This window comes from Nocardioides coralli (assembly GCF_019880385.1).
GTDB classification, from domain to species: Bacteria; Actinomycetota; Actinomycetes; order Propionibacteriales; family Nocardioidaceae; genus Nocardioides; species Nocardioides coralli.
Genome location: NZ_CP082273.1, coordinates 3175618 through 3200953, shown reverse-complemented (window position 1 = coordinate 3200953; position 25336 = coordinate 3175618). Strand labels below are relative to the sequence as shown.

Here is a 25336-nt window from a genome sequence, read left to right as displayed (position 1 = left end):
GCCGCCGAGCCTACGGGTCTCACGGGTGTTCCTCGTGCGGTCGTCACGGACCGGTCGAGGGCAGGAGGCCGGTGCCTACTCGAGCCTGGCCCGGTGTCGGATCCAGACGGGTGGTGGGTGGGCGTGCCGGGGCGGTGGCAGGAACTCGGGCTGCCGGTCGTCCGGGCTGAGCCGGACCTGCCACGGGGTGTGGTGCACCGTCCTGTGGTGATGGCCGCAGAGCAGCACGAGATTCTCGAGCGACGTGGTGCCGCCGTCGGCCCAGTGGCGGATGTGGTGGGCGTGTCCCATGACGGGTGGCCGGGTGCAGCCGGGGAAGGCGCAGTGGTGGTCGCGGGCGACCAGGGCGGTCCAGAGGCCCGGGGTGATGAGGCGGTGGCGGCGGCCGACGTCGAGAACCTCGCCGTCGGGTCCGAGGAGGACCCGGATCAGGTCGGCATCACACGCCATCCGGCGCACTGCAGTCCCGGCGATGTCCAGGCCGTCCTCGCTGACCCCGACCCCGGCGGCCCGGCCGCTGAGGACGTCGGCGGGAATCGTGACGGCGAGGCGGGGGCGGGTGCCGTGGCTGTGGGGGATCCGCTCGGTGTCGAGCGCGTGGTGGGCGAGCTCGGTGAGGGCGTCCCACACCGGGCGCCGTGGTCGCGGGGATCCGGCTGCTCCGCGCACGTCACCGGATCCATGGCGGCGACGGGCTTGGTGAGGGGGAGGAGGGCGGCGCGCAGCCACGCGGCGTCCTCGGTGGTGCCGCGGCCCTTGAGACGGACCCCACCCGCGCCGTCGTCGGTGATGGTGAGGAACCGGCCGAGGTGGGCGGCGCGGTCCTCGCGGTCGAGCGCTTGCTCGGCCTTGCGTTCGTCGCGGTCGGGGTCGATGACGGCGGCGAGGTGGCGCCCGGCACGGTGGAGGTCGCTGGCGTTGAGCCGGCCGGCGTGGTCGAGCAGGAACGCCTCACCGCGGTCGCGGACGTCGGCGGCGTGCGGGAGTTGCTCACACGCGTCGAGGACGATCGCCGCTTGGGCGGGTGACACCGCGCCGGCACGCAGCGCGTCGTGGGTGGCGGTCCGCTCGGTGACCATGATCGCGGCGTGGTGGACGGTGCGGCGGCCCGCGCGGCGACTGGTGCCGGCGGTGTGGGTGTACCAGTCGGCGGTGGACCCCCAGCCGAGGTCCTGCTTGGCGGTGTGGCGGGCGTCGATCTCGGTGAGCAGCTCAGCCTCCAGGGCGGCGGCCTTGGCCTTGAGCCGCTGCAGCTCCACGACGGTCTCGACAAGCTCGCCGCTGTCTCGGGCGGCCCAGAACTGGCCGGACAGCAGGTCGATCTCCGCGCACGCCGACCCCACCACACCGGGTGGTGTGGGGTTGGGGAGCGGGGTGATCGCCATGACCCGATTCAACCCGGGACCACTGACACTCCGACCGCCTCAGAACCCCGTCTCCACAGGGCTTGCGTCGTCACGCGCGCGGGCATCAACGTCTGGCACATCAGCCGGGCACGAGGCTGACGCTGTCCCCCGTCGCGACGTGGCCCGGGCTCACGACGTCCGCGTCGATGCCGAAGGTGACCGACTGCTGCTGGCGCTGCGCGAGCACGGGCAGCAGGTCGAGGTCACGGACTCCGGAGGTCGGGTGGACGTCGATCACGCGACACCGGGGGACCGCCTGACGCACCCGGACCACCGCCGTTCCGACGCGGACCGTGCGGCCGACCCAGCCGACCTCCTCGAAGGGACGCACGTCGCCGTCCACCTGGAAGGTCGCGCGGAACCGGGCCGGGTCGACGGGCGCCCCGACGTCGGCCGCGAGCTGGTCGAGCGACGCGCTCGTCACGATGGTCACCGCGGAGCCGTAGACGACGTCGCCGGGGCGGCTCGCGGCCAGGAGGACGGAGCGGCCGAGGTGGTCGGAGAACGCCGAGGCCCACGGCCCGTCCACGACCTCGACGGCGACGGCCCGGCCCCAGTAGTCCACGGTGCGTCGGTCGTCGCTCGGAGCCGGTGTGCCGAGGACGTCGCCCGACGGGAGGGCGACGGCCAGCGTGCTCCCGTCCCAGGATGCACGAGTCCTGAGCAGCTCCGGGTGGTCGACGGTGCGCAGGCAGCGGTCAGTCGCCGGGTCGAGCAGGCAGAACGCCCGGTCGCCGACGGGGCCGGACGCTGCGAGGCTGGTCGAGCGCCGGGTCACGTGCTGGCTGCCCTTGATCGGCGAGAGACCGATCCGGGCGACCTGCATGCGGCGATCCTGTCACCGTCGCCGCGCGACGCGCGGCTGGGACCGTGGAGCGGTCGTACTCTCCTCTCATGGACGAGGCCCAGCGAACCACGTACGTCCTCGTCGACGGGGAGAACATCGACGCCACCCTCGGCACCGCCATCCTGAACCGGAGGCCGCGACCGGAGGATCGCCCGCGCTGGGAACGGCTGCTGCGCTTTGCGGAGGAACGCTGGGACCAGCCGGCCAGCGGGTTGTTCTTCCTCGCCGCCAACAACGAGCTCCCCATGGCGTTCGTCCAGGCCCTGCTGGCCATCGGCTACCGGCCGATCCCGCTCTCGGGTGGTGCGGGCGACAAGGTGGTCGACATCGCGATCCAGCGGACTCTCGCGGAGATCCGGCGGCGGGACGCGGACGTCCTCCTCGTCAGCAACGACGGCGACTTCGTCGACGAGGTCGGCGACCTGCTCGATGGTCGGCGCGTCGGGGTCGTCGGGTTCGTCGAATTTCGCAACCACGCCTTCGTGGAGCTGGCGGAGCGCGGTCTCCTGACGTTCGACCTGGAGTACGACGTGCTGGCGTTCAACGAGCGGCTGCCGCGCGTGCGGGTCATCCCGATCGACGAGTTCGACCCCGCCCAGTTCCTGTAGCAGGCTCCCGGTCTGCCAACCGGAGGGTCTCGGGGGCAATCTCCCGAGCGCGTGACGCGACGCACTCCGCCGACGGTTGCCCCTCCGGGGGTCGCGGCTGTCACGATGCTGGGGTGACCACCCAGACCCGTGCCCGCACCTCGACGCGGGCTGCCTCGATGCCCGTGCTCGACCTCGCGATGCGGATCGGCGACCACCTGCTGGCGTCCGGCATGTCGGCCAACGACGTGGTGGTGCAGATGCTGCGGGTCACGCGCGGTTACGACCTGACCGGGGTCCACGTCGACCTCACCTACACCTCGATCACGGTGACCCACCACCGGGGACCGAAGCGCCAGCCGTTGACGGTCAGCCGCGTGGTGCAGCCGCTGGTGGTCAACTACACGAAGGTGGGGGGCCTCGACCGGCTCCTCGACGCGATCGAGGCGCACGAGCTGACGATCACCGAGGCGACGGAGGCCTACGAGAAGCTCTCCTACGACCCCACGCCCTACCCCCGGTGGGTGTCGATGTTGGGCGCGGGTGGCATCGCCTCGGGCGCGGCTCTCATGTTCTCCGCCTCCTGGGTGCTGGTCGTGGTGTCCTTCGCGGCCGCAACGACGATGGACCGGTTGCAGTGGTTCCTCGGTGAGAAGCGGGTGCCGCCCTTCTTCAGCCAGGCGCTGGTGGCTGGTGCGATGACGATGGTCGCCGCCGGCGTCCACCAGCTCGGCCGGCGGGGCGTGTGGCCCTTCGTCGGCATCGATCCCACCCTGATCGTCGTCGGCGGCATCGTGATGCTGCTGGCCGGCGTGATGATCGTCGGGGCGGTGCAGGACGCGATCGACCAGTTCTACGTCACGGCGTCCGCGCGGGTCCTCGAGGTCGTCATGCGGACGGGCGGCATCGTCGCGGGGATCCTGGTCGCCCTCGACATCCTGGAGAGCCAGGGCATCGCCTTCGAGATCCTCAACAACCCCGTCTCCGAGGCCCCGCTGTGGGCACAGTTCGCCGGGGCCGGGCTGATCTCGCTGTCCTTCGCGGTCTACGGCTACGCCGACTGGGTCATGGCCGCGCTGACCACGGTGATCGCGCTGATCGGCTTCGGGGCCTACCTGTTCTTCACCTCGCTCGACGGCTCAGAGGTCGTGGCCAACACCCTCGGGGCGCTCGCGGTCGGCTTCCTCGCGACGCTGGTGGTGCGGCGTACCCACGCACCCGGCTTCGGCATGGAGAGCGGGGCCCTGCTGCCGCTGGTGCCGGGGCTCACCCTGCTCAACGGGCTGCTGCAGATGATGGCCCGCGACCCGGCCAACCCCGCCATCGTGGCCGGGGGCCGGACCCTGCTCGTGGGCGTCCTGACCGCGCTCGGGATCGCGGCCGGCGCGACGCTCGGCACCTACCTCGGCCGTCCGGTGAGCGAGCAGGTACGCCGGCTGCGCCGCCGGGTGAAGGCCGCCGGCCGGGTCCGCACCGAGGCCTCGTTCACCGAGCCGCCGCGCCCCTGACCGTCAGGGTGGTCCCGCGGCTTCGCCGGCCGGTTCGGGCCCGCCCCGCATCGGCAGCTGCGCCGACGTCCGGTGCTCGTTGTCGCGGAACCGCGGCTCGTAGTGCGTGAAGAACAGCCGGGCCACAAGGTCGCCGCGGCTGCGCACGCCGACCTTGTCGAAGATGCTCGTCAGGTGCTGCTGGACGGTGCTGGTGGACACGAAGAGCCGCCCGGCGATCCGGGCGGTCGGCAGGCCCTGCAGCACCAGCCCGACGACCTGCTTCTCCCGCTCCGTCAGGCCGTAGACGGACATCAAGAGCGGCAGGATGCGGTCGGGGTTCGCGGGCTCGATGATGACGGCGACGCGACCGTCGACGTCGCCGCGCAGGGGCGCCCCGTGGAGCACCACCCAGGCGCCGTGGCGCGAGAGGGCTCGCGCCATCGAGACCTCACCGGCCGCCGCGCCGGCGACCGCGGCCTTCGCCACCGACAGGACGGCGGGCGGCAGGTGGCCGGGCCCGCTGTCGGCAAGCTCGTCCAGCCACTCCTCGGCTCCCGGCGACAGCGAGTCGACCTCGAGGTCGGGCCCGAGGATCACCAGCCCCGGGGAGTCGGGCCACTGGGGTTCGGTCGCCTCGCCGAGCAGGAGCGCGCGGCGTACGCCGTCGGCCAGCGCCGGTGAGGCCTCACGGAGGAACGTCTGGTCCGCGGCGTCGAAGAGCGGCCGGTCGGGCTCGCGGTAGAGCCCGACCACGCCCCAGGTCTCGCCCGACCGCGTCCGGAGCCGGGCGAGCATCTCCTGGTCGCCGCCGAGCTCGATGTTCTGCTGCCACCGGCGCGTGGACCGCGGCTCGCCACCGGTCACCTCGTGCAGCGTCGTGACGCCCGACGGGGAGGCGACGACGTCGGCGATCGTGTGCACGTCCTGGCCGTCGTACTCCTGGCGCAGCCACTCCGCCGGGAACTCCGCCAGTCCGTCGTGGAAGTGGCTGGTGACGAGGATCGACGCCGGGTCGACGGTGTAGAAGCACGGCGTCCAGTAGAAGGGGATCGTGTCGGCGAGCACCTCGGTGACGCCCGTCCACAACGTCGCGAGGTCTCCCGCCTGGGCGGAGATCCGGGCGACCTTGTCGAGGGCCCGCTGGTGGTCGCGAGCGGTCACCCCAGCAGGCTACGGCCGCCGCCCATGCTGCGGAACTGGAGAAATCTGGGATGTCGTCCGCCCGGCAGGTCGCCCTAGCGTCGTGGCTCCACGAGAGGAGCACCCGATGAGCACGATGGTCGTCCGCATGACGTGTCAGCCAGAGTTCCGCGACGAGGTGGTGCGGCACCTGCGCGCCGACGTGGTGACCTGGGCGCACGAGCAGGAGGGGTTCGTGGCGGGGTCGTGGCACGTGAGCGTCGACGGCCGCCGCGGGATCGGCGTGGTCGAGTTCGACTCCGGGGCCGCGGCGGAGGCCGCGGCCCGAGCACCGCGGGAGTACCACGACCCCGACGTGCCCTTCCGCATCGACAGCGTCGAGATCTACGACGACGTCGCGACCTCCCGACCGGGCGGAGGGCGGCCGTGACGCGCCGGGTCCTCGGTCCCCGCGACGGGCTGGTGCTCGGGCCGAAGGCCGGTGTCCGGGACCGGTTCCTCGTCGACTCGGCGGACTGGGGCGGAAACCTCGCCGTGGTCGAGCACCTGCTGGCGCCGCACGCGATCGCCGCTCCGTTGCACCGGCACACCCAGGAGGACGAGTTCAGCCTCATCCTCGAGGGGCGCGTCTGGTTCCTTGCCGAGGGCCAGGAGGTCGTGGCCGGCGTGGGCGACCTCGTCTTCAAGCCGCGTCACGAGTGGCACACCTTCTGGAACGCCGGCGACGAGCCCGCGCGCGTGCTGGAGCTGATCACGCCCGGCGGACTGGAGGAGGCGTTCAAGGTGCTGGACACCGCGACCGACGAGGTCGACCTCGACGCCTTCATGGCGCCGTACGGGTGCGAGGCCGACATGGCGGCGACGCTCCCCCTGCTCGAGCGGTACGGCCTGACCTTCGGCTGAGCCTTTCCGCTCGCGTGATGCAATGACCGGGTGAGCGAGACCGCGCCCCGCCCGTCCCACACCACCGTGGCCGCCGCCGTCGTGATCGGCGGCTCGGTCGGCGTGGTCGTCGGCGTCGCCGACCAGCTCTCGGGGCTGTACTCGCTGGAGAACCGGGAGGCTGTCGCGAGCTTCCTGAGCGAGCCGCCGGGTGACGGCCTCGGTCTGGACGTGCCGGGTGCGCTGCGACTGCTCCGGGTGGCGCTGATGGTCGTGGCCGGCTGCGCTACGGCGGCCGCCATCCTCGGCTACCACGTGCTGCGACGCAGCCACCGTGCCCGCCTCGGGCTGACGCTGCTCGCGGCGCCGCTGTTCATCGGCGGCCTCGCCACGGGCGGGTTCCTCACCTCGCTGGTCGCTGCCTCCTCGCTGCTGCTGTGGCTGGGGCCCTCCGGCGAGTGGTTCCGTGGGGAGACCCCCGGGCGCCGTGCGGGGGCCGGCTCCTCGGTGCCGGACACCGCGACGACAGCCCGCCCCGACCCGTGGGGAGCTGGGAGCGGCGCCCCGACGACCTCGGACCCGCCGCCCCGCACCGGCGCGCCCGCGTGGCCGACGGAGCCGCCGCGGGCCCGGCGCCGCCCGGACGCCCTCGTGTGGGCCTGCGTGCTGACCTGGGCCGTCAGCAGCGTGGTGCTGCTGACGATGCTGGCCAGCGTGGCGCTGCTGGTCACCAACACCGACCTCGTGCTCGACGAGCTGCAGCGACAGGGCCGCGAGGTCTCGGCAGCCGACCTCGACCTGCTGCGCACCGCGACGTACGTCACCGTCGGGGTGGGGGCGGTGTGGACCGTGGCCGCGATGCTGCTGGCCGTCGCCGCCTACCGCGGTGTCGGCTGGGGCCGCGTGGCGCTGGTCGTGTCGGCCGTCGCGAGCGCGGTGCTGTGCCTGCTCGCGGCCCTCACCTCTTTGCTGACACTCATCCCGGGCGTGGTCAGCCTCGTGACCGTCCTCCTGCTGAACCGGCCGGAGGTCCGAGCATGGTTCAGGCGCGACGTGGTGCAATGAGGCCATGAGTGAATCGACCGGCAACCCTCCGCCGCACGAGCAGTCGGGCAACGACGCCGAGCAGCCGCCGGCCTACCCGCCCCCCTCGCAGAGCCCGTACGGCCAGCCGCCCCAGTACAGCCAGCAGCCGCAGTACGGCCAGCCGGAGTCGCCCTACGGGGCGGTTCCCTACGGCCAGCAGCCCTACGGCGCGGGCTACGGCCAGGCCGGCTACGGTCAACCGGCGTACGGCGCCCCCGGCCAGGGGTCCGGCGGGCGTCCCGGGACGGTCACGGCCGCAGGTGTGATCACCCTCGTCATGTCCGGGGTGACGCTGCTGGTGCTGGCCCTCACGCTGGTCGCCCTCGGGATCGCCCGGGAGACGCTCGTCGACGAGCTGCGCAACCAGCAGGGCTTCGAGGCCATCGACCCCGGTGACATCGTCTCGGTCATGGCTGTCGTCGTCGTGGTCTTCCTGCTCTGGTGCGTGGCGGCGATGGTGCTCGCGGTGTTCGCGATGCGCCGTTCCAACGGTGCCCGGATCGGGCTCGTCGTCTCCTCGGCGCTCACGGCGCTGCTCTCCCTGGTCAGCATCATGTCCGGGCTGTCGGTGATCCCGCTGATCGCGGCTGTGGCGGTCATCATCTGCCTCTTCGCCGGCGGTGCCAGCGACTGGTACGCCGGGCGCGACGGCCAGCCCAGCCACGGGCACGGCCCCGTGGCCTGAGCCGCTCCCCGCTCACTTCTCGAGGGCGGCCTCGCGCAACCGGCGCAGGCCGTCCTCGATCACGTCCGGTTCCTTGCAGAAGGCCCACCGCACGAGGTGGCGTCCCGCGTCGAGGTCGTCGTGGAAGGCCTGGGCCGGGATCGCGACCACGCCGGCCCGCTCGGGCAGCGTCTCGCAGAACTCCAGCCCGTCGTCCCAGCCGAGGTGGCCGACGTCGGTGAGCGCGAAGTAGGTGCCCTCGGGGACCCGCGGCGCGAGCCCGACCTCGGCGAGACCGGCGCAGAGCAGGTCGCGGCGCCCCTGCAGGTCCTTGGCGAGGGCCAGGGGGAAGTCGGCCTCGTGGTCGAGCGCGTGTGCGACCGCGTGCTGGAAGGGGGTGCCGGAGCTGAAGCTGAGCCACTGCTTGGCGGCCAGCAGCGACTCCACCAGGGGGGCCGGCCCGGTCGCCCAGCCCACCTTCCAGCCGGTGACCGACCAGGACTTGCCGGCGCTCGACAGCGTCAGCGTCCGCTCGGCCATGCCCGGCAGGGTCGCGATCGGGACGTGCTCGTGGTCGTCGAAGACCAGGTGCTCGTAGACCTCGTCGGTGATGACCACGAGGTCGTGCTCGATCGCCAGGTCGGCCACGGCCTGCAGCTCCTCGCGGGTGAGCACGGTGCCGGTCGGGTTGTGCGGGGAGTTGAGCAGCACGAACCGGGTGCGGGGCGTGACCGCGGCCCGCAGCTCGTCGGCGTCGAGGCGGAAGTCGGGCGCGCGCAGCGTCACCGGTCGGCGTACGGCGCCGGCGACCTGCAGCATCGCGACGTAGCTGTCGTAGTAGGGCTCGAGGACCACGACCTCGTCGCCGGGATCGACCAGCCCGAGCAGAGCCGCGGCGACGGCCTCGGTGCAGCCCGTCGTCACGCACACCTCCCGGTCGGGGTCGAGCTCGATGCCGTAGTGGCGCTGCTGGTGGGCGGCGATCGCGGCCCGCAGCGGGGGGATGCCGATGCCGGGCGGGTACTGGTTGTGGCCGTCGGCGATCGCGGTGCGCGCGGCGTCGAGGACCCCCGCGGGTCCGTCCCGGTCAGGGAACCCCTGACCCAGGTTGACCGAGCCCGTCCGCACCGCGAGCGCGGACATCGTGCTGAAGATGGTCGGCGGGATGCCGTCGAGTCGCGTGGCACGCATGTCCGCCACCGTACTAACCGACGGCCGCCCTCACCGGGTCGGTCAGCCGGCCGTCCTCGAGATGGACCACGGCGTCGGCGAACTGCTGCATCGCCGGGTCGTGGGTCGCGACGACCGCCGTGGTGCCCTGCTCCACCACCAACGTCCGCAGCAGTGCCATCACCTGCGCCCCGGTCTCCGAGTCGAGCTGGGCGGTCGGCTCGTCGGCGAGGAGCACGTGCGGTCGGATCGCGAGCGCCCGCGCGATGGCGACCCGCTGCTGCTGCCCACCGGAGAGCTCGTCGGGCCGCTGCCGGGCATGGGCGGACAGCCCGACCCTGTCCAGCAGCGCGGCCACCGTGGCGTCGCGCTCCTGGGCGGCCGCACGCGTGATCCGCAGCGGCAGCCCCACGTTCTCCTCAGCCGTCAGCAGCGGGAGGAGCGCGAAGTCCTGGTAGATCACGCCGACCGTACGCCGCCGCAGCTCCACCAGCTCGCGCTCCGAAGCAGCGGTGACGTCGTGGTCGGCCACCGTGATCTGGCCCTGGTCGGCCCGGCGCAGACCGGCGACGAGGCTGAGCAGCGTGGTCTTGCCGGCTCCCGAGCGACCCGTGAGCAGCAGCAGCTGCCCGGGCGGCACGTCGAGGTCGACCCCGCGCAGCGCGTGCACGTCCTGGCCGCCGTGACGGTAGGTCTTGTGCAGGTCGCGGACGCAGATCATCGGTCCGGCGTGGTCGCTCATGACGGGTCCCCCTCGGGCCGGATCTGGATGTGGTCGTCGGCCAGCTCGACCCGGACCCGGTGGCGCAGCCCGAGCGCAGCCACGAAGTCCTGCGGCAGCTGCAGCCGCCCGGCGCGGTCGAGCACCGCGAACTCCTCGGCCACCACGTGGTGGCCGCCGTCGGCTCCGGCGGCCGTGCGCCGCAGCGTCTCCGAGGAGGTGCGGCCGTCGCGGATCGCCACCGTGCGACGTACCTCGTCGGCGACCGCCGGGTCGTGGGTGACCACGACGACCGTGGTGCCGTGGGCCTCGTTGACCTGTTGGAGCGCGCCGTAGACCTCGTGGGACTCAGCGGTGTCGAGGTCTCCGGTCGGCTCGTCGCAGAACAGCACCTGGGGCTCGTTGGCCAGGGCGACGGCGATCGCGAGCCGTTGCTGCTGGCTGCCCGACATCGCGGTGGGCAGCAGGTCGGCGGTCTCGGCGATCCCCAGCTGCTCGAGGAGGAGAGCAGTGCGATGGGCGCGCTCGGCGCGGCGCTGCCCGGCGAGCCGCTGGGGGAGGTCGACGTTCTGGGTGGCGGTGAGGTAGGGGACCAGGTTGTCGGTGGCGCGCTGCCACACGAAGCCGCAGGTGCGCAGCCGGTAGTGGCGACGCTCGGCGCGCCCCATCCCGAGCAGGTCGTGCCCGGCCACCACCGCCCGTCCGGCGCTGGGGCTGTCGAGGCCGGAGAGGATGTTGAGCAGCGTCGACTTGCCGCTGCCCGACGCGCCGACGACGGCGACCAGGTCGCCGCGCCCCACGCGCAGGTCGAGCCCCTGGAGGGCGACGACCTCGACCCCCTTGCGCTTGTAGATCCGGACCAGGCCCTCGCACTCGATCTGGGTGGCCTCGGCGACCGTGCTCGTCATCTCTGCTCCTGGTCGGTCTGGTCGATGATGTCGGCGCCGGGTCGGGCGTTGCGGGCCAGCAGGCTCGCAACCGCGACGAGGACGACCAGGGCGCCGGCCACCGCCAGGGCCGTCGTGGTCGTCGGTCGCACCGGCAGGTCCCCCTGGGTGGCGGTGAGGGCCGCGAGGTCGAAGCCGTGGTCGACGATGCCGGTCAACAGCACGCCGCACCCGGCCGCGGCGACACCGGCCGCGAGCAGGACCGGCAGCAGGGCGACCACGTCGACGCGGCGTACCTGCCGGACGTCGGCGCCGATCGCGCTGAGCACCGCGCCGGTCCGTCGCCGTGTCGGTGCCCCGAGCCCGACCACCAGCAGCACGGCGAAGACAGCCAGCACGGCGGTGGCGACGGTGGTCACCGCGAGCATGCCGAGGGTGCGCGTCGCGGCGGGTCCCTCGAGGATGGCGGTGGTGATCGCGGCACGGGACTCCACGACGGCCTGCGGGTCGACCGACCTGGCCACCTCCGTGACGCGGTCCGGGTCGGCGGTTCCGGAGAGGAGGATGGTGCTGTAGGAGTCGAGCCGACGGTCGACGACCTCCGAGAGTGCCGCGATGTCGACCAGCAGGAACGAACCGTCGGTGACTCCCGGGATGCGGTCGACGCGGTCGATCACCCGGACCGGGATCGTCGACTGCGCGTAGCGCAGCACGGCCCGGCCGTCCTCGATGTCGAGGTCTGAGGACACGACCGCGGTGAGCTCTCCGGCGGGAGCCGCCGGCAGCTCCAGGTCGCGGACACGCTCGTCGCCGACCAGGCGGAGGCTGGCGACGTCCGTCGCGACCAGCTCCACGCCCTCGACCCCGGTGCGGGTGTCGAGCGAGATGCTGCCGGTGGTCGCGACCGGGGCCACGGTCTCGACCCCGGTGACGTCGGCGAGGCGCGCCACGGTGTCGTCGTGGACGCCGGTCGTGAGGACCGCGGTGTCGGCGCCGACCTCGTCCCAACCCGCGCGCTCGGCACCGGTGCGCAATGTGTCGGCCGCCGCGACCGCCAGCCAGCCCGACGAGACCGCCAGGACCAGGGCGGCGCTGGCCAGCACCACCTGGCGCGCGAGGTCGGTGGCCGAGCTGAGCCCCACGACGGGGGCCAGGCGCCGGGTCCCACGGACGGTGCGCCGCAGCGCGGTCAGACCGATCTGGAGCAGCCGGGTCAGCACCACCGCGGCAGCAGCCCCGACCAGCACCGGCACCGCCAGCAGCACCGGGTCGTCGGCGGCGAGGTCGTCGTCGAGCAGCACCAGGGCCGTCGCGGCGCCGGCCAGGCCGACGGCCACCAGCTGGGCGGCATCCCTCGCGACCGCCTGGAGCCGCCCGCCCGCCGTGTCCTGCGGGACCGTCTGCGCGGCCGTCACCAGCGTCGCGCAGACGAGAGCTGCGGCCAGTGCCACCAGCGCATCACGGGTGGTGAGCGACCCGCCGACGAGCCGGACGACACCGAGCGCCACCGCCGCGCCCGGCACCGTGAGGAGGAGCGCCTCGCCGCCGCGCTGGACGACGAGCCACCGCCTGGAGGCACCTCGGGCTCGCGCGACGGTCGTCACGGCCCGGCGTCCACCCGCGAGCACCACCGCGGCGGCGAGCAGCACCGCGAGGGCCGCCGCACCGAGGGCCGTGAGCACGAGGGCGAGCACCCCGTCGCTGGTGTTGCGCTCGGCGAGGACGCGTTGCGCCAGACCTCCGACCCCGGTCGCGGTGGTGAAGCTCTCCGCCTGCACCACCGGTGGCCAGGTCTGGAGGGTCAGCCGTCGCGCGTCCTCGATCAGCCGCGCGGCGTCGTCGGCCGCCGGGCTGCCGGCGAGGTCGAAGGTGTAGCGGACCTCGGGCTCGCCCTCCCACGTGGCACCGAGGACGGTCTCCTCGTCGGCAGCGAGGGCGGTCGCCCGCACGAGGTTGAACTCCGGCGTTCGCGAGATCGACGGCCTCCGGGCGGAGTCGGCGTCGTCGAGCGCGGTGGGGGCCGGGCCCGCCGGACGGAAGGTGCCGACCACGTGGAGGACGGCGGACTGCTGCCGGTCGAAGGTCAGGCTGCTGCTCGACACCTGCACCCAGCTGCCCACGGGCATCCGCAGCTCGCGTGCGGCGGTCTCCTCGAGCACGATCTCCACCACGGCGGTGCGGGTCGGGTCGGGAGGCACGTAGTCGGCGTCGGCGAACGGGTTGTAGGTCTCGCCGACCTCGTCCGGCAGCGCCCGTCGCGGGCTGCCCGGGTCGGGCATCCGCCCCTCGACGATCTCGACCAGCCCCGTGAGGTCGGGGAACCCTGCCACGGAGAGGAAGGCCGGGGCCGATGGTCGGGGCGGCAGCACCTTGGGGACCATGTCGGGCGTGATGACCGCCGGCCGCGGAGGACCGAACGCCGACCGCGCGGTGGTCGGCATCGCCGCCACCAGCGCGTCTCCGGCGGTCGCGGGCAGCCGGGGGTCGCTCACCTCCTGGTAGGCGACCTGCAGCTGGCGGGCGTCGGCACCGGCGTCGGCGAAGACGGCCGCCGCCATGTCGTCGGCGCTGGTCCGCAGCCACCACGCCGTGCTCGTGGCGGCCACCGTGAGGCACGTGCACAGCACCGCGACCAGCAGCACCAGGCCGCGGTCGGCCCGGGCGGCAGCTGGGAGGAGGCGTCTCACCGGCCACCCCGGTGACGGTCGAGAGCGCCCAGTCCGTGGCCGTGGCCGCGCCGGGTCAACCACACCAACGTCAGCAGGGGCAGCGTGACCATGACGAGGGGTGCCACCACGACCGTCAGCCACGGCACGAGCATCTCGGGCGCGGGGACGAGCGGCTCCCCGTCCGGCCCCAGCGTCATCGACACCAGCGTGAGGCCGGCGACGACACCACCGGCCAGGACGCCGACGAGGACGCCGGCACCGGTCGTCACGGCGTACTCCCAGCCCAGGGCGCCCACCAGCAGCCGACGGTCGCCACCGGCGGCACCGATCCGACGGGCCTGCTCGGCGTGCTCGGGCCGCCGGAGCAGCACGACGGAGACCAGCAGCAGCGCCCCGACCACCAGGCACCCCGTGCCGGTGAGGAGCAGCACCTGGCCGAGCGCGGCGCCTCCGGTGCTGGGGTCGGCGGCGAGCTGGTCGAGGACCCGGGAGCGGGTGATCACGTCGGCCGCCACGGTCGGCTCGTCGGCGAGCGTCGTGGCGACGGGGGTGGCAGCGGCGCCGTCCTCGATCGTGAGCCACCACTCGTCGGGATCGGCGTCGAAGCCGGACGCCAGCAGGGTCGGGAGCGCCGTGCCGAGGTCGGCCAGCACGCCGCCGCCGCCCACCACGGTCCGCAGCGCCGGGACGGTGGCGGTGACCCGGGCCTGCACCGGGGTGCCGAGGAGCGGCATGGTCAGGGTGTCGCCGACGTCCAGGGAGGCAGCCGCGGCGAGCCCGTCGGTGAAGACGACCGGCACCGGAGCCGGCATCTCGAGGGGGCGCGACCCGAAGCTGACGCGGGTGCTCCCTCCGGGAGCGAACCAGTGGCTCCCGGTCTGCAGACGTACGCCGTCGGCGGTGACGGTCGCGGCGGGCCGGCGCCCCTGCGGGTCGGCGTCGGCCGGCAGGTCGGTCCCGACGCTGACCAGGCGCAGCCCCTCGCGGTGGGGGACCGCGAAGCTGCCGCTGCCCTGCCGCAGTCGCCCCGGCACCACCAGCACCTCGCCGTCGGGCCCGGCCAGCCACAGGTCGGTGCCGCCGGTGTCGCCGCCGCCGAGGGACACCGTGACTCGGTCGGTGCCGTCCGGCAGCGCGACGCCCACCCCCTCGGCGTCCCAGGGAGGCGCGACGACGTCCCGCCAGCCCGGGTCGCCGGGATCGAGCAGGGTGGGTGCGGTCACCTCCGAGACGTCGGTCAGCACGACCTCGGTGGGCAGGTCCTTGATGTAGGTGTCCGCGCGGTGCGCGGGTGCCACCCGCGCGACTCCCGGGAGCGACGCCAGCAGCTGCCGCTCACGCGTCGACCCGGCACGCTGCGCGCTCGGGGGCGTGAGGACCCGGACGTCGGCCCCGGCGACGTGGTCGGCACGCGCCTGCCGCGCCGCCACGCTGCTCGCGCGCTCGACGGCGGCGAAGGCGAGGACGCCCGAGGCGAGTGCGACGGTGAGGGCCAGGGGGACCGTCGCCACCGGCGCGCGGGCGGCGAAGCGTGACCCGAGCGAGGGCGCCAACCCGCGGCCGTCGAGCAGCGCTGCGACTCCCCGGAACAGGAGGGGCAGCAGCACGAGGGCCGCGACGACCACGAGGGCCAGGAGCAGCAGCGCCGGTGAGGACACCAGGAGCGGGTCGACGGTGGGCGAGGCGCTCGCCTGACCGACGACGTCTCCGAAGCCACGCAGGGTGACCACGGCCAGCAGCCCGAGGGTGCCGCTCAGCAGCGCGACGGCGACCAGCCCGGTCAGCAGCCGTCGGCGCTGGCGCTCCGCGGTGCCCTGCTGGCCCCGGTCGCCGGTGAGCGCGCGGACCGCGACGGGGACGCACAGCGCCGCCGCGCACACGGCGGCGGCCACGACGCTGCCCAGCCAGGCGGCGACGTCGAGGGCGGGCCTGACCTCACCGATCCGCACGACGGCCGCCGCGAGGGGCGGCGCGACCAGCGCGGCCCCGCCGCAGATCAGCAGCGCCTCGGTCACGGTCGGTCCGACCAGCTGGCGGTGGCTGGCGCCCCGCGAGCGGAGCAGCCCCTCCTCCTCGCGGCGTACGTCGGCGAGGCCGGCGGCCACCAGCAGCAACCCGGCCGCGGCGACGAGGACCAGCAGCCCGCCGGGGACGAGCAGCAGCGCGCGGAGCACCGTGAGCTCGCGAGCCCGGTCGTCGAGGACCTCGGGCAGGTCGGTGGTGACGTTGATGCTCGTCGAGAGCCGGGTGGCGGCGACCTGCAGCTCGGTCGTCGTTGTCGTCACGGCGTCCAGGAGCGACCCGAGCCGGGCAGGCTCGAGGTCGGTCGAGGGCACGGCCCGCCACCGCGCCTGGGTGCCGCCCGAGGCGACCTCCCCGATCTGCTGCAGCGGCACGACGGCCGCCGTGGGGCCCAGGTCCGCCAGCCATCGGGCGTCGGTGGGGGCGACCTCCCAGGTGCCCGTGATCGTGGCGTCGACCTCCCGACCGTCGGTCCGGCTCCGCAGCGTCACCGCGTCGCCCGTGGCGAGGCCGGAGCCCGGAGGGGCGGCGACCTCCAGCGGCCCGGACGACGTCGCCTCGGGCAGCCGGCCCGCCGCAGCCCGGACCCGCCCTCCGTCGCCGGTCACCGCGGCGAACGCGAGACCGGTGGGGGAGCCGACCACGTCCCAGGTGCCGGTCTCCACGACGCTCACCACGTCGCCGCCCGACACCTCCACCACCGGCTGCAGGGCCGCCCGCACCTCCCGGTCCTGGTGGCGGGGGTCCTCGTCGTCGTACGGCGAGGAGGCCGTCACCACGGTCCGGTCGGGAGGCTCGGCCGCGAGGGTCGAGGCCAGTGCGTCCTGCTGGAGGTGGGTCAGGCTGGCGACCAGCCCCGACACCAGGGTGCAGACCACGAGCACGTTGACGGCCACGGAGGCCACCGGGGCCGGGAGTGCCCGGGCACGACGCAGCACCATCGACAGCGTCGCGGGCGCGCTCACGTGCCCCGTCCGTCGGTCATCCGGCTCTCCGTCGTCCCCTCGTGCCCCGCTCGGGGCACAGGTGACTATCGCATCGACCAGGTGTGGTGCGGCAACGGGTTATCCCCGCCGCCCGGCTGCTCAGCGCAGGGTGTGTCCGCTCGAGCGCAGGTTCTCGCAGGCCTCGACGATGCGGGCCGCCATGCCGGCCTCGGCGGCCTTGCCCCACGCCCGCGGGTCGTAGGCCTTCTTGTTGCCGACCTCGCCGTCGATCTTGAGCACGCCGTCGTAGTTGGCGAACATGTGGTCGACGACGGGGCGGGTGAAGGCGTACTGGGTGTCGGTGTCGACGTTCATCTTCACCACGCCGTAGTCGACGGCGGCGCCGATCTCCTCCGCGGTCGACCCCGAGCCGCCGTGGAAGACGAGGTGGAAGGGCTTGGCGTCGTCGCCGAGGTCGAACTCCTTGGCCACGGCCTGCTGGGCCTGCTGGAGGATCTCGGGGCGCAGCTTGACGTTGCCCGGCTTGTAGACGCCGTGCACGTTGCCGAAGGTCAGCGCGGTCATGTAGTAGCCCTGGTCGCCGGTGCCGAGCGCCCGCGCGGTGGCGATGGCGTCCTCGGGCGTGCTGTAGAGCTTGTCGTCGATCGCGCCGACGACGCCGTCCTCCTCGCCACCGACGACGCCGACCTCGATCTCGAGGACGATCCGGGCCGCGGAGCACTTGGCCAGCAGCTCCTCGGCGATCTGGAGGTTCTCCTCCAGCGGGACCGCCGAGCCGTCCCACATGTGCGACTGGAAGAGCGGGTGCTCCCCACGCGCGACGCGGTCGGCGGAGATCTCGACCAGCGGCCGCACGAAGTCGTCGAGCTTGTCCTTCGGGCAGTGGTCGGTGTGGAGCGCGATGTTGACGGGGTAGGCCTTGGCCACCTCGGCGGCGTACGCCGCGAAGGCGACCGAGCCGGTCACCATGTTCTTCACCGAGGGGCCCGAGAGGTACTCGGCGCCGCCGGTGGAGACCTGGATGATGCCGTCGGACTCGGCGTCCGCGAACCCCTTGAGGGCGGCGTTGAGGGTCTGCGAGGACGTCACGTTGATGGCCGGGTAGGCATACGACTTCGACTTCGCGGAGTCGAGCATCTCGGCGTACTTCTCAGGCGTTGCGATCGGCATGCCGCCCACCCTAGTGGCTACCCGCGGGTCGCTTACGGGCCCGGATCGGGTGGCCGGATCGTGGACGGGCATAGGGTTCGCTCGACCACGACGACGGGAGAGAACCTGACATGGCCCAGCACGACGGACCCACCGGCGGGCGCACGCCCGTGCGCAGGATGTTCGACCCGACGACCAGGGCGCTCGCCGGGCTGGTGCTCGCGGTGTCGGGGCTGCTCGGCGCCAACGGCTTCACGACCGGCCTGCAGTTCCTGTCCGAGGTGCAGTTCGGCGGCGCCCCCTCGACCTTCATGTTCTGGCGCGCCGTGGCCACCGCCGTGCCTCTCGCCCTGGGCCTGTGGCTGGCGCTCGAGCCGGCTCGTAGCCCGGACCACGGTTGGGTGACGTCCGTGGCCCGCGCGGCGCTGGTGGCCGCAGCGTTGGGCCTGACCGGCTCCCTGCTGCTGCTGGCGGGTGTCTTCCTGACCTGAGCAGGATGGTCGGCCGACGTGACCTCCGGGGTGGTCGGCCGTTGAGAGGTCGCCGCGACGTCGGCGCGGGGGATCCGTGGGCGGGACGTCGTCGGGGTCCAGCCCGATCCCGGGACGTACGGCGTCCCGCCCCACCCTCAGCCGCGCCAGGCGGTGTCACCGGACAGGTCGGCGTACTCCCGCACCCACGCGTGCATCGCCACGGCCGCGGCGGCGCTGGCGTTGATCGACCGGGTCGAGCCGAACTGCGCGATCGAGAACGTGCCGTCACACACGGCCCGGGCGGCCTCGCTCAGGCCGGGTCCCTCCTGGCCGAAGAGGAAGCAGACGTGGCGCGGGAGCACCATGGTCTCGAGGTGGTCCGACCCCGGCAGGTTGTCGATCCCGAGCAGCCGGACCGGTTCCGCCAGGCCGTGGAGGTAGGCCGCCAGCCCGGCGGGGGTCTCGTGGTGGCGCAGGTGCTGGTAGCGGTCGGTCACCATCGCGCCGCGGCGGTTCCAGCGTCGGTTGCCGACGATGTGGACCTCGGCAGCCAGGAACGCGTTGGCGGTCCGGACGATGGTGCCGATGTTGAAGTCGTGCTGCCAGTTCTCGATGGCGACGTGGAAGTGGTGCCGGCGCGTGTCGAGGTCGGCGCGGATCGCCTCGACGGTCCAGTAGCGGTAGCGGTCGACCACGTTGCGCCGGTCGCCGTGGCGCAGCAGCTCGGCGTCGTACTGGTCGCCCTCGGGCCACGGTCCCTCCCACGGGCCGAGCCCCACCTCGGGCTGGCCGTGCGGCATGGGGTCGTACGGCGCCCGCGGTTCGCCCTCGTCGGACATCTCAGAACGCGGAGACCGTGGCCGGTGCGCGCTGCGGGCGGCTCAGGGCCCGGACCACGGCGACCTGCCCGTGCCGGTCGACCGCGACCTCGCCGAGCAGACCCACCACCAGCCGCACCGCCTCGCGGGGGAACGCCGGCGTCGGCAGGTCGACGCTCGCGGCGAGGTCGTCGCCGTGGACGACCATCTCCATGAGCCGGGTCACCACCAGGTCGTGCGCCGTGAGCGCCCAGCCCTGCCACGGGACGAGGACAGCCGTGTCGTCGTCGACCCCGTCCAGCACGTCGGCGAGCCGGGGGATCTCCTCGTCGAGCTGCGCCAGCACCGCGGCGTGGCCACGTCCGGCAGCCTCGTCGGAGCCCTCGCGGATCGAGACGTTGACCTCCGCGTCCAGCGAGCTGTTGGCCCACGGCGCCTGGCGGTAGTGCTGCGCGACGGGGATCGGCTCACCGGCGTACGGCTCGGAGGAGAGGAGGCCGATCGCCGTGGTGGCCTGCGCCGCCAGGTGGTGGGTGAGGCCGCCGACCGTCATGCCGGCGCACGCGCTCTCGTCCCGCCAGCGCCGCGCCACGGCGTCGTCGGCCACCAGCTCGCGCACCACCCGGGCGGTGGCCAGGACGTCGTCGGCGATGCTCAGGCTCACGGGAGCAGGCTAACGGGACGGGAGGGAGGCTCAGGGGCCGGAGTTACGCTTGACGAGGTGACGGGGGCGCAGTTCGGACCCGGGGTCTCGGCCGAGCCACTCCTGTCCCAGTCGGCCCTGCTGCCGGGGCTGCTCGGCATCGAGTGGATGGATCTCGGCTGGTGGCTCGAGAGCTCCGGCTCCGTCTTCTTCTGGGTCTGCCTGGTCATCCTGTTCGTCGAGTGCGGCCTGCTCTTCCCGTTCCTGCCCGGCGACACGCTGCTGTTCGGCGTGGGGCTCTTCGTGGCCACGGGCAGGCTCGACCTGATCCCGGGAGCGGTGTGGGTGGACCTCACCGTCGCCCTGGTGCTGATGACGACCGCGGCGTTCGTCGGCAACGTGGTGGGGTACGAGATCGGCCGACGGGTGGGCCCGCCGCTCTACCGGCGGGACGGACGGCTGCCGAGCCGTCGCCACTTCGACCGGACGCACGCCTTCTTCCGGCGGCACGGGCCGCTGGCCCTGGTCGCCGGACGCTACGTCGCGTTCGTGCGCACCTACATCACCGTGGTGGCCGGGGCGATCGAGATGGAACGCCGCCGCTTCCTGCTCTGGTCGCTCGTGGGAGCGGCGTCGTGGGTCCTCTCCCTCGGGCTGCTCGGCTACTTCCTCGGGGCCAGCGCGCCGTGGCTGCAGGAGAACCTCGAGCTGGCGATGCTGGCCATCCTCACGGTGTTCGCCGTGCCGCTGGTCTACGAGGCCTGGCTCGCACGACACCGCGACCGCGAGACGGAGGAGGGGTCGCTGGCCGCGGAGCTGCGGGAGCGCCCTCAGCGGGGCTCGGACGGGTGGTGACGCGACTCGACGACCACCAGCACCGTCACCACGACCGCACCGAGCAGGGCCAGCAGCACCGGTCCGGCGACGGGCGCGGTGGGGACGAGCAGGGCGCCGGGGCCGTGGCCGTCCTCACCGGAGGACTGCCAGGGCCACAGTGCGCGGAGCGACCCCACCATCAGTCCCGCCATGGCGAGGAGGGTGGTACGCCGGTGCTGGTGGAGCAGGTGGTGGAGCAGACGGACGAACAACGCCAGACCGGTGATCGCGCCGAGCGCGAAGACCGCCATGTAGCCGAGGTCGCGCTCGTGGACCGCGTCCAGCGTCGGTGTGTAGAGGCCCACCGCCAGCAGGAAGAACGAGCCGGAGACCCCCGGGACGACCAGGGCGCAGATGGCGACGGCCGCGGCCGCGAAGACCACCACAGGTGCCGGCTCGGCCACGACCCCACCCGCGGCGAAGCTGGTCAGCACGAACGCCGCGACCGCCGCCGCGACGAGGACGGCGACGTCGAACCACGCCGGCCGGTGAGCGGCCGGCAGCATCCGGATCGGTACCGCGACGCTCGCCGCGACCAGGCCGAGGAACAGCCCGCGTGCGTGCTCGGGGTGGTCGGTGACGAAGCCGCTCATCACCCCCGCCATGGTGAGCACCGCGGTCGCCATCCCCACGAGCACAGGCAGGATCAGCCACCAGTCGGTCCGGCGGATCTCCACGCCGACCGCGCGTGCCCGGTCGGGGCCGGTCACGAGACGGCGTACGGCCGAGAGGACGTGGGAGGCGGAGTCGATCAGCTGCTCGTAGACCCCCGTGACGAGGGCGACGGTGCCGCCGGAGACCCCCGGGACCAGCTCGGCCATGCCGATCAGGAAGCCGCGGACGAGGTCGAGCGGCAGCAGTCGTCGTGGCCTCCGGGTGACGGGGGCGTCGACGGTGTCAGCCACGGGCCTCGTCCAGCATCGCCTTGGTGAGGACGGGTCGTACGTCGAGCCCGACGTCGGCCAGCGGGTTCTCGCCCTCCGGCGACCGGTCGATGGCGCAGACGACGTGGTCGACCATCGCGCCGTACTCGCGCAGGGAGCGGGTCGCGTCGCGCACCGCGCCGCCCGTGGTGATCACGTCCTCGACGAGGGTGATCCGCCGGCCGGAGACGTCCGGGCCCTCGGCCAGCTTGCAGGTGCCGTAGGTCTTCGCCTCCTTGCGCACGAAGAGCGCCGGCAGCCCGGTGCGGGCGCTGAGCACGGTCGCGATCGGGATGCCACCCATCTCGAGCCCACCCAGCAGCTCGGTGCCGTCCGGGAGGAGCTCCTCCATCTGGCGGGCGACCCGGGCGAGGAGGGCGGGGTCGGCCTCGAAGAGGTACTTGTCGAAGTACTCGCTCGACACCTGGCCCGACCGCAGCGTGAACTCGCCGGTGAGGCGGCAGCGCGCGTCGATGTCCCTGGCGAGGTCCGGGTCGGTCATGGGCGAGACCCTAGTGGCAGGCTGGGGGCCATGAGCCACGTGGACCTGATGGCCGGCCCGCCGCCGACCCACCTGCCCGCCGACCCCGCCGCCGACGAGCTCGCCGAGGGCGTCGCACCGGTCGACGTCGTACGCCGCCACCCGGCCTCCCCGATCGCCTGGGCCGCGCTCGCCGCGCTCTCGGCGGAGGAGGGGGCCGACGACGTCACCACCTACGCCTACGCCCGGGTCGGCTACCACCGCTCGCTCGACCTGCTGCGGCGCAACGGCTGGAAGGGCCACGGCCCCGTGCCCTGGTCCCACGAGCCCAACCGCGGCTTCCTGCGCTGCCTGGCCCTGCTCGCCCTGGCCGCCCGAGCCGTCGGCGAGACCGAGGAGTGGGAGCGCTGCGCCCAGTTCCTCCGCGACTCCTCACCCGAGGCCGCCGCCGAGCTCCTGCCGGAGTGACGTTCGGTGGGTTTCTGCGGGTAACGCAACGGTGTTCACGCTCCCGGCACGTTCTGACGTACCGGGAGTGAGCACCAGGTTGCGTTAGCCAACCTCCCGACGGCCCTAATCCACAGGCCACCCGGTCGGTCAGCTGTCCACAGGGTGACGGCGGACGGCGTCGGAGGAACCACTGCGAGGCCACCGTGGTGGCGTGGAAACGAGGATGCGCGCCGTGGTCGGGGCCGGCGACGGCCTGGCGACGGCACAGGCATTGCGCGCGGCAGGGATCCCGCCTCGGCTCACGGCCACCTGGGTTCGCGACGGGACGCTGGTCGCGGTACGTCGTGGCGTCTACACGACGCGAGAGCTCTGGCAGTCATGGGACGTCCATCGACGCCGTCCGCTGGCTCGCGTCCGCGCCGTGTCACGAACCCTCCGAGTGCCGCACGTCTTCAGCCACGACTCGGCAGCGCTGATGCACGGCCTACCCGTCCTGTGGCCCCAGGACTCAGCCGTGCACGTGACGCGACGTCACCTCCGCGCCTCGATCACCAGTGCCGGCGTCCACCACCACGGGGCCCGGTACGACGACGGCCAGGTCGTGGAGATCGACGGGCTCGCGGCCCTCGACATCGCCCGGACCGTCGTGGACGTGACCCGCGAGCACGGGTACCGGGCGGGGCTGGTCGCGGCGGACGGGGCCATGCAGCGGGGCGTCTCGCGTGCTCAGCTCGCCGCGGCCGCTGAGGCGATGCGCGGCTGGCCCCGCAGCCTGGTCGTGAGGGCCGTCGTGGAGGACGCCGACCCGGGTGCGGAGTCGGCGGTGGAGACGCTCGGGCGTGAGCTGCTGATGGAGATGGGCCTGCAGCCGATCGAGACCCAGTTCCCCGTCCCGATTCCCGGGGGAGTCGCCTGGTGCGACCTGCGGGTCGGCTGCCATGTTGTCGAGTGCGACGGACGGCAGAAGTCCCGGCCGGTCGCGGACGGTGGACTCGCGCACGGTGACCTCGAGCAGCTGCTGTGGGACGAGCGACGGCGTCAGCGAGAGGTCTGCGCCACCGGGCTGGGCATGTCCCGACTCGTCTGGGCCGACTTCTGGGGCGACGCCCGGGAACGCGCCAAGGAACGCATCCGGAGGGAGGAGGCAGTCACGCGCGACCGGTTCGGCGCGCACCTCCCGGCACACCTCGAGGAGTTCGCCCGACGCGTCCGCGGTCGTCGGTACCGCGCGACGGGGTGAGGTGCCGGCCGGTTGGGTAACGCGAAGCCCCTGTCGGTCCCGGGATGCTCTGACGTCCCGGGAGCAGCATGATCTTTGCGTTACCCAGAGAGAGTCAGCCACCCAGCAGCGAGCGGACCCGCTCCGCCCCGAGGGCGACGATGAGGGTGGGCAGCCGCGGCCCACGGTCGGCGTCCACCAGCAGGTTGTAGAGGAGCCGGAAGAACTCCTTCTGGTCGGACTTCACCTCGTCGGTGGGCGCCGCGTCGAGGTCGAGGCCGCGGGCGAGCTTGGGTACGCCGTAGACCAGCGAGGTCACGGGGTCGAGGTCGAGCTCGTCGGACCCGAGGCCGGACAACAGCAGCGAGAGCCACTCCTGCTCCTGCGGCGACAGCGACGCCAGGCGAGCGGTGTCGGGGGCGCTCCGGACCGTGGTGCGGTCCGCCGGCGGCACGTAGTCGGTGGTCCACCGCATCGCCTTGGTCAGCCGCGGCTCCAGCTCGGCCACGGAGTCGTGGGCGTGGCCGACGTGGGACACGATCCGGCTGATCTGGTCGGCCGACCCCGCGGTCACGTCGGTCACCGACGACAGCACCCGGAACGGGACGGTCACCGGGGACGTCGGCAGCTGCCCGGCCATGGCGGTGGCCGAGGCACGCTCGTGGGCGAGCACGGCGACGTCACGCTTGCCCGAGGCCGCCTTGCGGCCCAGCGCGTCCCACTCGTCGTAGAGCCGCACCACCTCGGGCCCGAAGTCGATGTCGAAGGTCTGCCGGGGGTTGCGGCGCACGTAGAGCCACCGCAGGATCGGCGCCTCCAGCACCTCGAGCGCGTCGCTCGCGGTCGGTGCCCCGCCCGCGGACGACGACATCTTCTGCATGCCGGCGAAGCCGACGAAGCCGTAGCCGAACCAGGCGGGTCGGGGCATCTCGAAGACCGACTCGACGAGCTCGTGGCCCACCGTGAAGGACGACCCCGGCGTCGCGTGGTCCATGCCGGCCGGCTCGAAGTCGACGTGCTCGAAGGCCCACCGCATCGGCCAGTCGACCTTCCACACCAGCTTGCCCTCGTGCTGGGTGGTGAGGTTGGTGACGCCGCTGAACCCGCAGGAGGAGCAGTCGTAGGCGAGGTCGGTGCTCTCCTCGTCGTACGACGCCGCCGTGGTCGTGTCGCGCCCGCACTGCCGGCAGTAGGGCTTGAACGGGAACCGGGCCAGGTCGTCGACCGTGGCCGCGCTGTCGGCGTCGACCTCCTTGGTGCGGTGGCGGGCCAGCACCTGCTCGATGTCGTCGCGGTGCGAGACGGCCCGGAGGATCTGGTCGCGGTAGACCCCGGCGCGGTAGCGCTCGGTCTGCGACACCTCCTCCATGTCGACGCCCAGCTCGTGGAGCGCGTCGCGCAGCGGCTCCTTGAAGTGCTCGGCCCACGAGGGGTGGCACTCCCACGGGTCGGGGACGGCGCTCAGGGGTCGCCCGATGTGGTCGGCCCACGAGGGGTCGACGCCCGCCGGCACCTTGCGGAACCGGTCGTAGTCGTCCCACACGTGGAGGTGCCGCACCGGGACGCCGCGCCGCGCCAGCTCGTCGGCGACGAAGTGGACGGTGAGGAACTCCCGCAGGTTCCCCAGGTGGACCGGACCGGAGGGGGACGCCCCGGAGGAGCAGGTGACCTGCTCGCCCTCGCGGGCGTGACGGAGGGCGTCGTCGGCGGCCCGGGTCACCCAGTCGGTGGGTGGCCCCTGCTGGCCTCGTGCCATGGGTGGTCGCTCCTGGCGGTCGGTCGGGTG

Annotated in this window: 24 protein-coding genes and 1 pseudogene; 10 read left to right on the top strand and 15 right to left on the bottom strand. The window is 73.5% G+C overall.

What is annotated here, in order from left to right:
- Positions 1-75 precede the first annotated feature (75 nt).
- From K6T13_RS17515 to K6T13_RS15775, 3 genes and pseudogenes are all read right to left on the bottom strand, one after another.
- Complete coding sequence (locus tag K6T13_RS17515) at positions 76-345, bottom strand: HNH endonuclease signature motif containing protein (RefSeq protein WP_283247965.1); 270 nt, start codon at positions 343-345, stop codon at positions 76-78.
- A 45-nt stretch (positions 346-390) separates the two neighbouring features.
- Positions 391-1385, bottom strand: a pseudogene (locus K6T13_RS15780) (DUF222 domain-containing protein); the annotation flags it as partial.
- 100 nt (positions 1386-1485) lie between these two features.
- Complete coding sequence (locus K6T13_RS15775; protein ID WP_222895479.1) at positions 1486-2232, bottom strand: MOSC domain-containing protein; 747 nt, start codon at positions 2230-2232, stop codon at positions 1486-1488.
- A gap of 68 nt (positions 2233-2300) precedes the next feature.
- On the opposite strand from K6T13_RS15775, the gene K6T13_RS15770 reads away from it, so the two are divergent.
- A complete protein-coding gene (locus K6T13_RS15770; protein WP_222895478.1) occupies positions 2301-2861 on the top strand; it encodes an NYN domain-containing protein in 561 nt (186 codons plus the stop codon).
- A 113-nt stretch (positions 2862-2974) separates the two neighbouring features.
- Entirely contained in the window at positions 2975-4348 is a 1374-nt protein-coding gene (locus K6T13_RS15765) for a threonine/serine exporter family protein (RefSeq protein WP_222895477.1), read from the top strand.
- Positions 4349-4351: 3 nt separating this feature from the next.
- Here K6T13_RS15765 and K6T13_RS15760 read toward each other — a convergent pair whose 3' ends face one another.
- Positions 4352-5491: a helix-turn-helix domain-containing protein gene (locus K6T13_RS15760; RefSeq protein ID WP_222895476.1), complete on the bottom strand. Its 1140-nt coding sequence runs from the start codon at positions 5489-5491 to the stop codon at positions 4352-4354.
- 106 nt (positions 5492-5597) lie between these two features.
- Between K6T13_RS15760 and K6T13_RS15755 the strand changes: the two genes are divergently transcribed.
- Genes K6T13_RS15755 through K6T13_RS15740 form a run of 4 tightly spaced genes read left to right on the top strand, consistent with a single transcriptional unit; the run spans position 5598 to position 8123 of the window.
- Positions 5598-5900 carry a hypothetical protein gene (locus K6T13_RS15755; protein ID WP_222895475.1) on the top strand — a complete coding sequence of 101 codons (303 nt, stop codon included), beginning with the start codon at positions 5598-5600 and terminating at the stop codon, positions 5898-5900.
- The gene (locus K6T13_RS15750) at positions 5897-6373 is read left to right on the top strand and encodes a cupin domain-containing protein (RefSeq protein WP_222895474.1); all 477 of its coding nucleotides are present in this window, start codon (positions 5897-5899) and stop codon (positions 6371-6373) included. Before K6T13_RS15755 ends, K6T13_RS15750 begins: the two co-directional genes overlap by 4 nt.
- Before the next feature lie 30 nt (positions 6374-6403).
- The gene (locus K6T13_RS15745; protein ID WP_222895473.1) at positions 6404-7417 is read left to right on the top strand and encodes a hypothetical protein; all 1014 of its coding nucleotides are present in this window, start codon (positions 6404-6406) and stop codon (positions 7415-7417) included.
- A gap of 4 nt (positions 7418-7421) precedes the next feature.
- On the top strand, positions 7422-8123 hold the full coding sequence (locus tag K6T13_RS15740) for a hypothetical protein (RefSeq protein WP_222895472.1): 702 nt from the start codon (positions 7422-7424) through the stop codon (positions 8121-8123).
- 12 nt (positions 8124-8135) lie between these two features.
- On the opposite strand, the gene K6T13_RS15735 is transcribed toward K6T13_RS15740, so the two are convergent.
- The 6 genes from K6T13_RS15735 to fbaA all read right to left on the bottom strand — a co-directional run bounded on the left by K6T13_RS15735 (position 8136) and on the right by fbaA (position 17688).
- Positions 8136-9293, bottom strand: coding sequence for a pyridoxal phosphate-dependent aminotransferase (locus K6T13_RS15735; protein WP_222895471.1), 1158 nt, complete (start codon positions 9291-9293; stop codon positions 8136-8138).
- Between the two features lie 13 nt (positions 9294-9306).
- Complete coding sequence (locus K6T13_RS15730) at positions 9307-10014, bottom strand: ABC transporter ATP-binding protein (RefSeq protein ID WP_222895470.1); 708 nt, start codon at positions 10012-10014, stop codon at positions 9307-9309.
- On the bottom strand, positions 10011-10901 hold the full coding sequence (locus tag K6T13_RS15725) for an ABC transporter ATP-binding protein (RefSeq protein WP_222895469.1): 891 nt from the start codon (positions 10899-10901) through the stop codon (positions 10011-10013). The genes K6T13_RS15730 and K6T13_RS15725 overlap by 4 nt, the downstream gene beginning before the upstream one ends.
- Positions 10898-13567, bottom strand: a complete 2670-nt coding sequence (locus K6T13_RS15720; protein WP_222895468.1) for an FtsX-like permease family protein — start codon at positions 13565-13567, stop codon at positions 10898-10900. Before K6T13_RS15720 ends, K6T13_RS15725 begins: the two co-directional genes overlap by 4 nt.
- Complete coding sequence (locus tag K6T13_RS15715; RefSeq protein ID WP_222895467.1) at positions 13564-16536, bottom strand: FtsX-like permease family protein; 2973 nt, start codon at positions 16534-16536, stop codon at positions 13564-13566. Before K6T13_RS15715 ends, K6T13_RS15720 begins: the two co-directional genes overlap by 4 nt.
- A gap of 120 nt (positions 16537-16656) precedes the next feature.
- The gene (gene fbaA / locus K6T13_RS15710; protein WP_222895466.1) at positions 16657-17688 is read right to left on the bottom strand and encodes a class II fructose-bisphosphate aldolase; all 1032 of its coding nucleotides are present in this window, start codon (positions 17686-17688) and stop codon (positions 16657-16659) included.
- 110 nt (positions 17689-17798) lie between these two features.
- On the opposite strand from fbaA, the gene K6T13_RS15705 reads away from it, so the two are divergent.
- Positions 17799-18158 (top strand): hypothetical protein, encoded by a 360-nt coding sequence (locus K6T13_RS15705; protein ID WP_222895465.1) that lies wholly within the window; start codon positions 17799-17801, stop codon positions 18156-18158.
- A gap of 137 nt (positions 18159-18295) precedes the next feature.
- Here K6T13_RS15705 and K6T13_RS15700 read toward each other — a convergent pair whose 3' ends face one another.
- Both K6T13_RS15700 and K6T13_RS15695 read right to left on the bottom strand, forming a co-directional pair.
- Positions 18296-18979 carry a TrmH family RNA methyltransferase gene (locus tag K6T13_RS15700; protein WP_249423823.1) on the bottom strand — a complete coding sequence of 228 codons (684 nt, stop codon included), beginning with the start codon at positions 18977-18979 and terminating at the stop codon, positions 18296-18298.
- A gap of 1 nt (position 18980) precedes the next feature.
- Complete coding sequence (locus K6T13_RS15695; protein WP_222895464.1) at positions 18981-19622, bottom strand: maleylpyruvate isomerase N-terminal domain-containing protein; 642 nt, start codon at positions 19620-19622, stop codon at positions 18981-18983.
- A gap of 57 nt (positions 19623-19679) precedes the next feature.
- On the opposite strand from K6T13_RS15695, the gene K6T13_RS15690 reads away from it, so the two are divergent.
- Entirely contained in the window at positions 19680-20456 is a 777-nt protein-coding gene (locus K6T13_RS15690; RefSeq protein ID WP_249423822.1) for a DedA family protein, read from the top strand.
- Here the strand turns inward: K6T13_RS15690 and K6T13_RS15685 are convergent.
- Positions 20432-21382, bottom strand: a complete 951-nt coding sequence (locus K6T13_RS15685; RefSeq protein WP_222895463.1) for a DUF368 domain-containing protein — start codon at positions 21380-21382, stop codon at positions 20432-20434. The genes K6T13_RS15690 and K6T13_RS15685 overlap by 25 nt on opposite strands.
- Positions 21375-21902: an orotate phosphoribosyltransferase gene (gene pyrE, locus K6T13_RS15680; protein ID WP_222895462.1), complete on the bottom strand. Its 528-nt coding sequence runs from the start codon at positions 21900-21902 to the stop codon at positions 21375-21377. The genes K6T13_RS15685 and pyrE overlap by 8 nt, the downstream gene beginning before the upstream one ends.
- Positions 21903-21932: 30 nt before the next feature.
- Between pyrE and K6T13_RS15675 the strand changes: the two genes are divergently transcribed.
- Together K6T13_RS15675 and K6T13_RS15670 are read left to right on the top strand one after the other, a co-directional pair.
- The gene (locus K6T13_RS15675; RefSeq protein WP_222895461.1) at positions 21933-22349 is read left to right on the top strand and encodes a DUF3151 domain-containing protein; all 417 of its coding nucleotides are present in this window, start codon (positions 21933-21935) and stop codon (positions 22347-22349) included.
- A gap of 193 nt (positions 22350-22542) precedes the next feature.
- On the top strand, positions 22543-23571 hold the full coding sequence (locus K6T13_RS15670) for a type IV toxin-antitoxin system AbiEi family antitoxin domain-containing protein (protein ID WP_222895460.1): 1029 nt from the start codon (positions 22543-22545) through the stop codon (positions 23569-23571).
- Positions 23572-23665: 94 nt separating this feature from the next.
- On the opposite strand, the gene lysS is transcribed toward K6T13_RS15670, so the two are convergent.
- Positions 23666-25306, bottom strand: a complete 1641-nt coding sequence (gene lysS, locus K6T13_RS15665) for a lysine--tRNA ligase (protein WP_222895459.1) — start codon at positions 25304-25306, stop codon at positions 23666-23668.
- Between the last annotated feature and the right edge of the window lie 30 nt (positions 25307-25336).

What these genes read in the sequence shown, in the direction of transcription:
- K6T13_RS15775 (WP_222895479.1), bottom strand. Translation starts at nt 2,232, where the DNA reads ATGCAGGTCGCCCGGATCGGTCTCTCGCCGATCAAGGGCAGCCAGCAC.
- K6T13_RS15770 (WP_222895478.1), top strand. Translation starts at nt 2,301, where the DNA reads ATGGACGAGGCCCAGCGAACCACGTACGTCCTCGTCGACGGGGAGAAC.
- K6T13_RS15755 (WP_222895475.1), top strand. Translation starts at nt 5,598, where the DNA reads ATGAGCACGATGGTCGTCCGCATGACGTGTCAGCCAGAGTTCCGCGAC.
- K6T13_RS15740 (WP_222895472.1), top strand. Translation starts at nt 7,422, where the DNA reads ATGAGTGAATCGACCGGCAACCCTCCGCCGCACGAGCAGTCGGGCAAC.
- K6T13_RS15735 (WP_222895471.1), bottom strand. Translation starts at nt 9,293, where the DNA reads ATGCGTGCCACGCGACTCGACGGCATCCCGCCGACCATCTTCAGCACG.
- K6T13_RS15730 (WP_222895470.1), bottom strand. Translation starts at nt 10,014, where the DNA reads ATGAGCGACCACGCCGGACCGATGATCTGCGTCCGCGACCTGCACAAG.
- K6T13_RS15725 (WP_222895469.1), bottom strand. Translation starts at nt 10,901, where the DNA reads ATGACGAGCACGGTCGCCGAGGCCACCCAGATCGAGTGCGAGGGCCTG.
- fbaA (WP_222895466.1), bottom strand. Translation starts at nt 17,688, where the DNA reads ATGCCGATCGCAACGCCTGAGAAGTACGCCGAGATGCTCGACTCCGCG.
- K6T13_RS15705 (WP_222895465.1), top strand. Translation starts at nt 17,799, where the DNA reads ATGGCCCAGCACGACGGACCCACCGGCGGGCGCACGCCCGTGCGCAGG.
- K6T13_RS15700 (WP_249423823.1), bottom strand. Translation starts at nt 18,979, where the DNA reads ATGTCCGACGAGGGCGAACCGCGGGCGCCGTACGACCCCATGCCGCAC.
- pyrE (WP_222895462.1), bottom strand. Translation starts at nt 21,902, where the DNA reads ATGACCGACCCGGACCTCGCCAGGGACATCGACGCGCGCTGCCGCCTC.
- K6T13_RS15675 (WP_222895461.1), top strand. Translation starts at nt 21,933, where the DNA reads ATGAGCCACGTGGACCTGATGGCCGGCCCGCCGCCGACCCACCTGCCC.
- lysS (WP_222895459.1), bottom strand. Translation starts at nt 25,306, where the DNA reads ATGGCACGAGGCCAGCAGGGGCCACCCACCGACTGGGTGACCCGGGCC.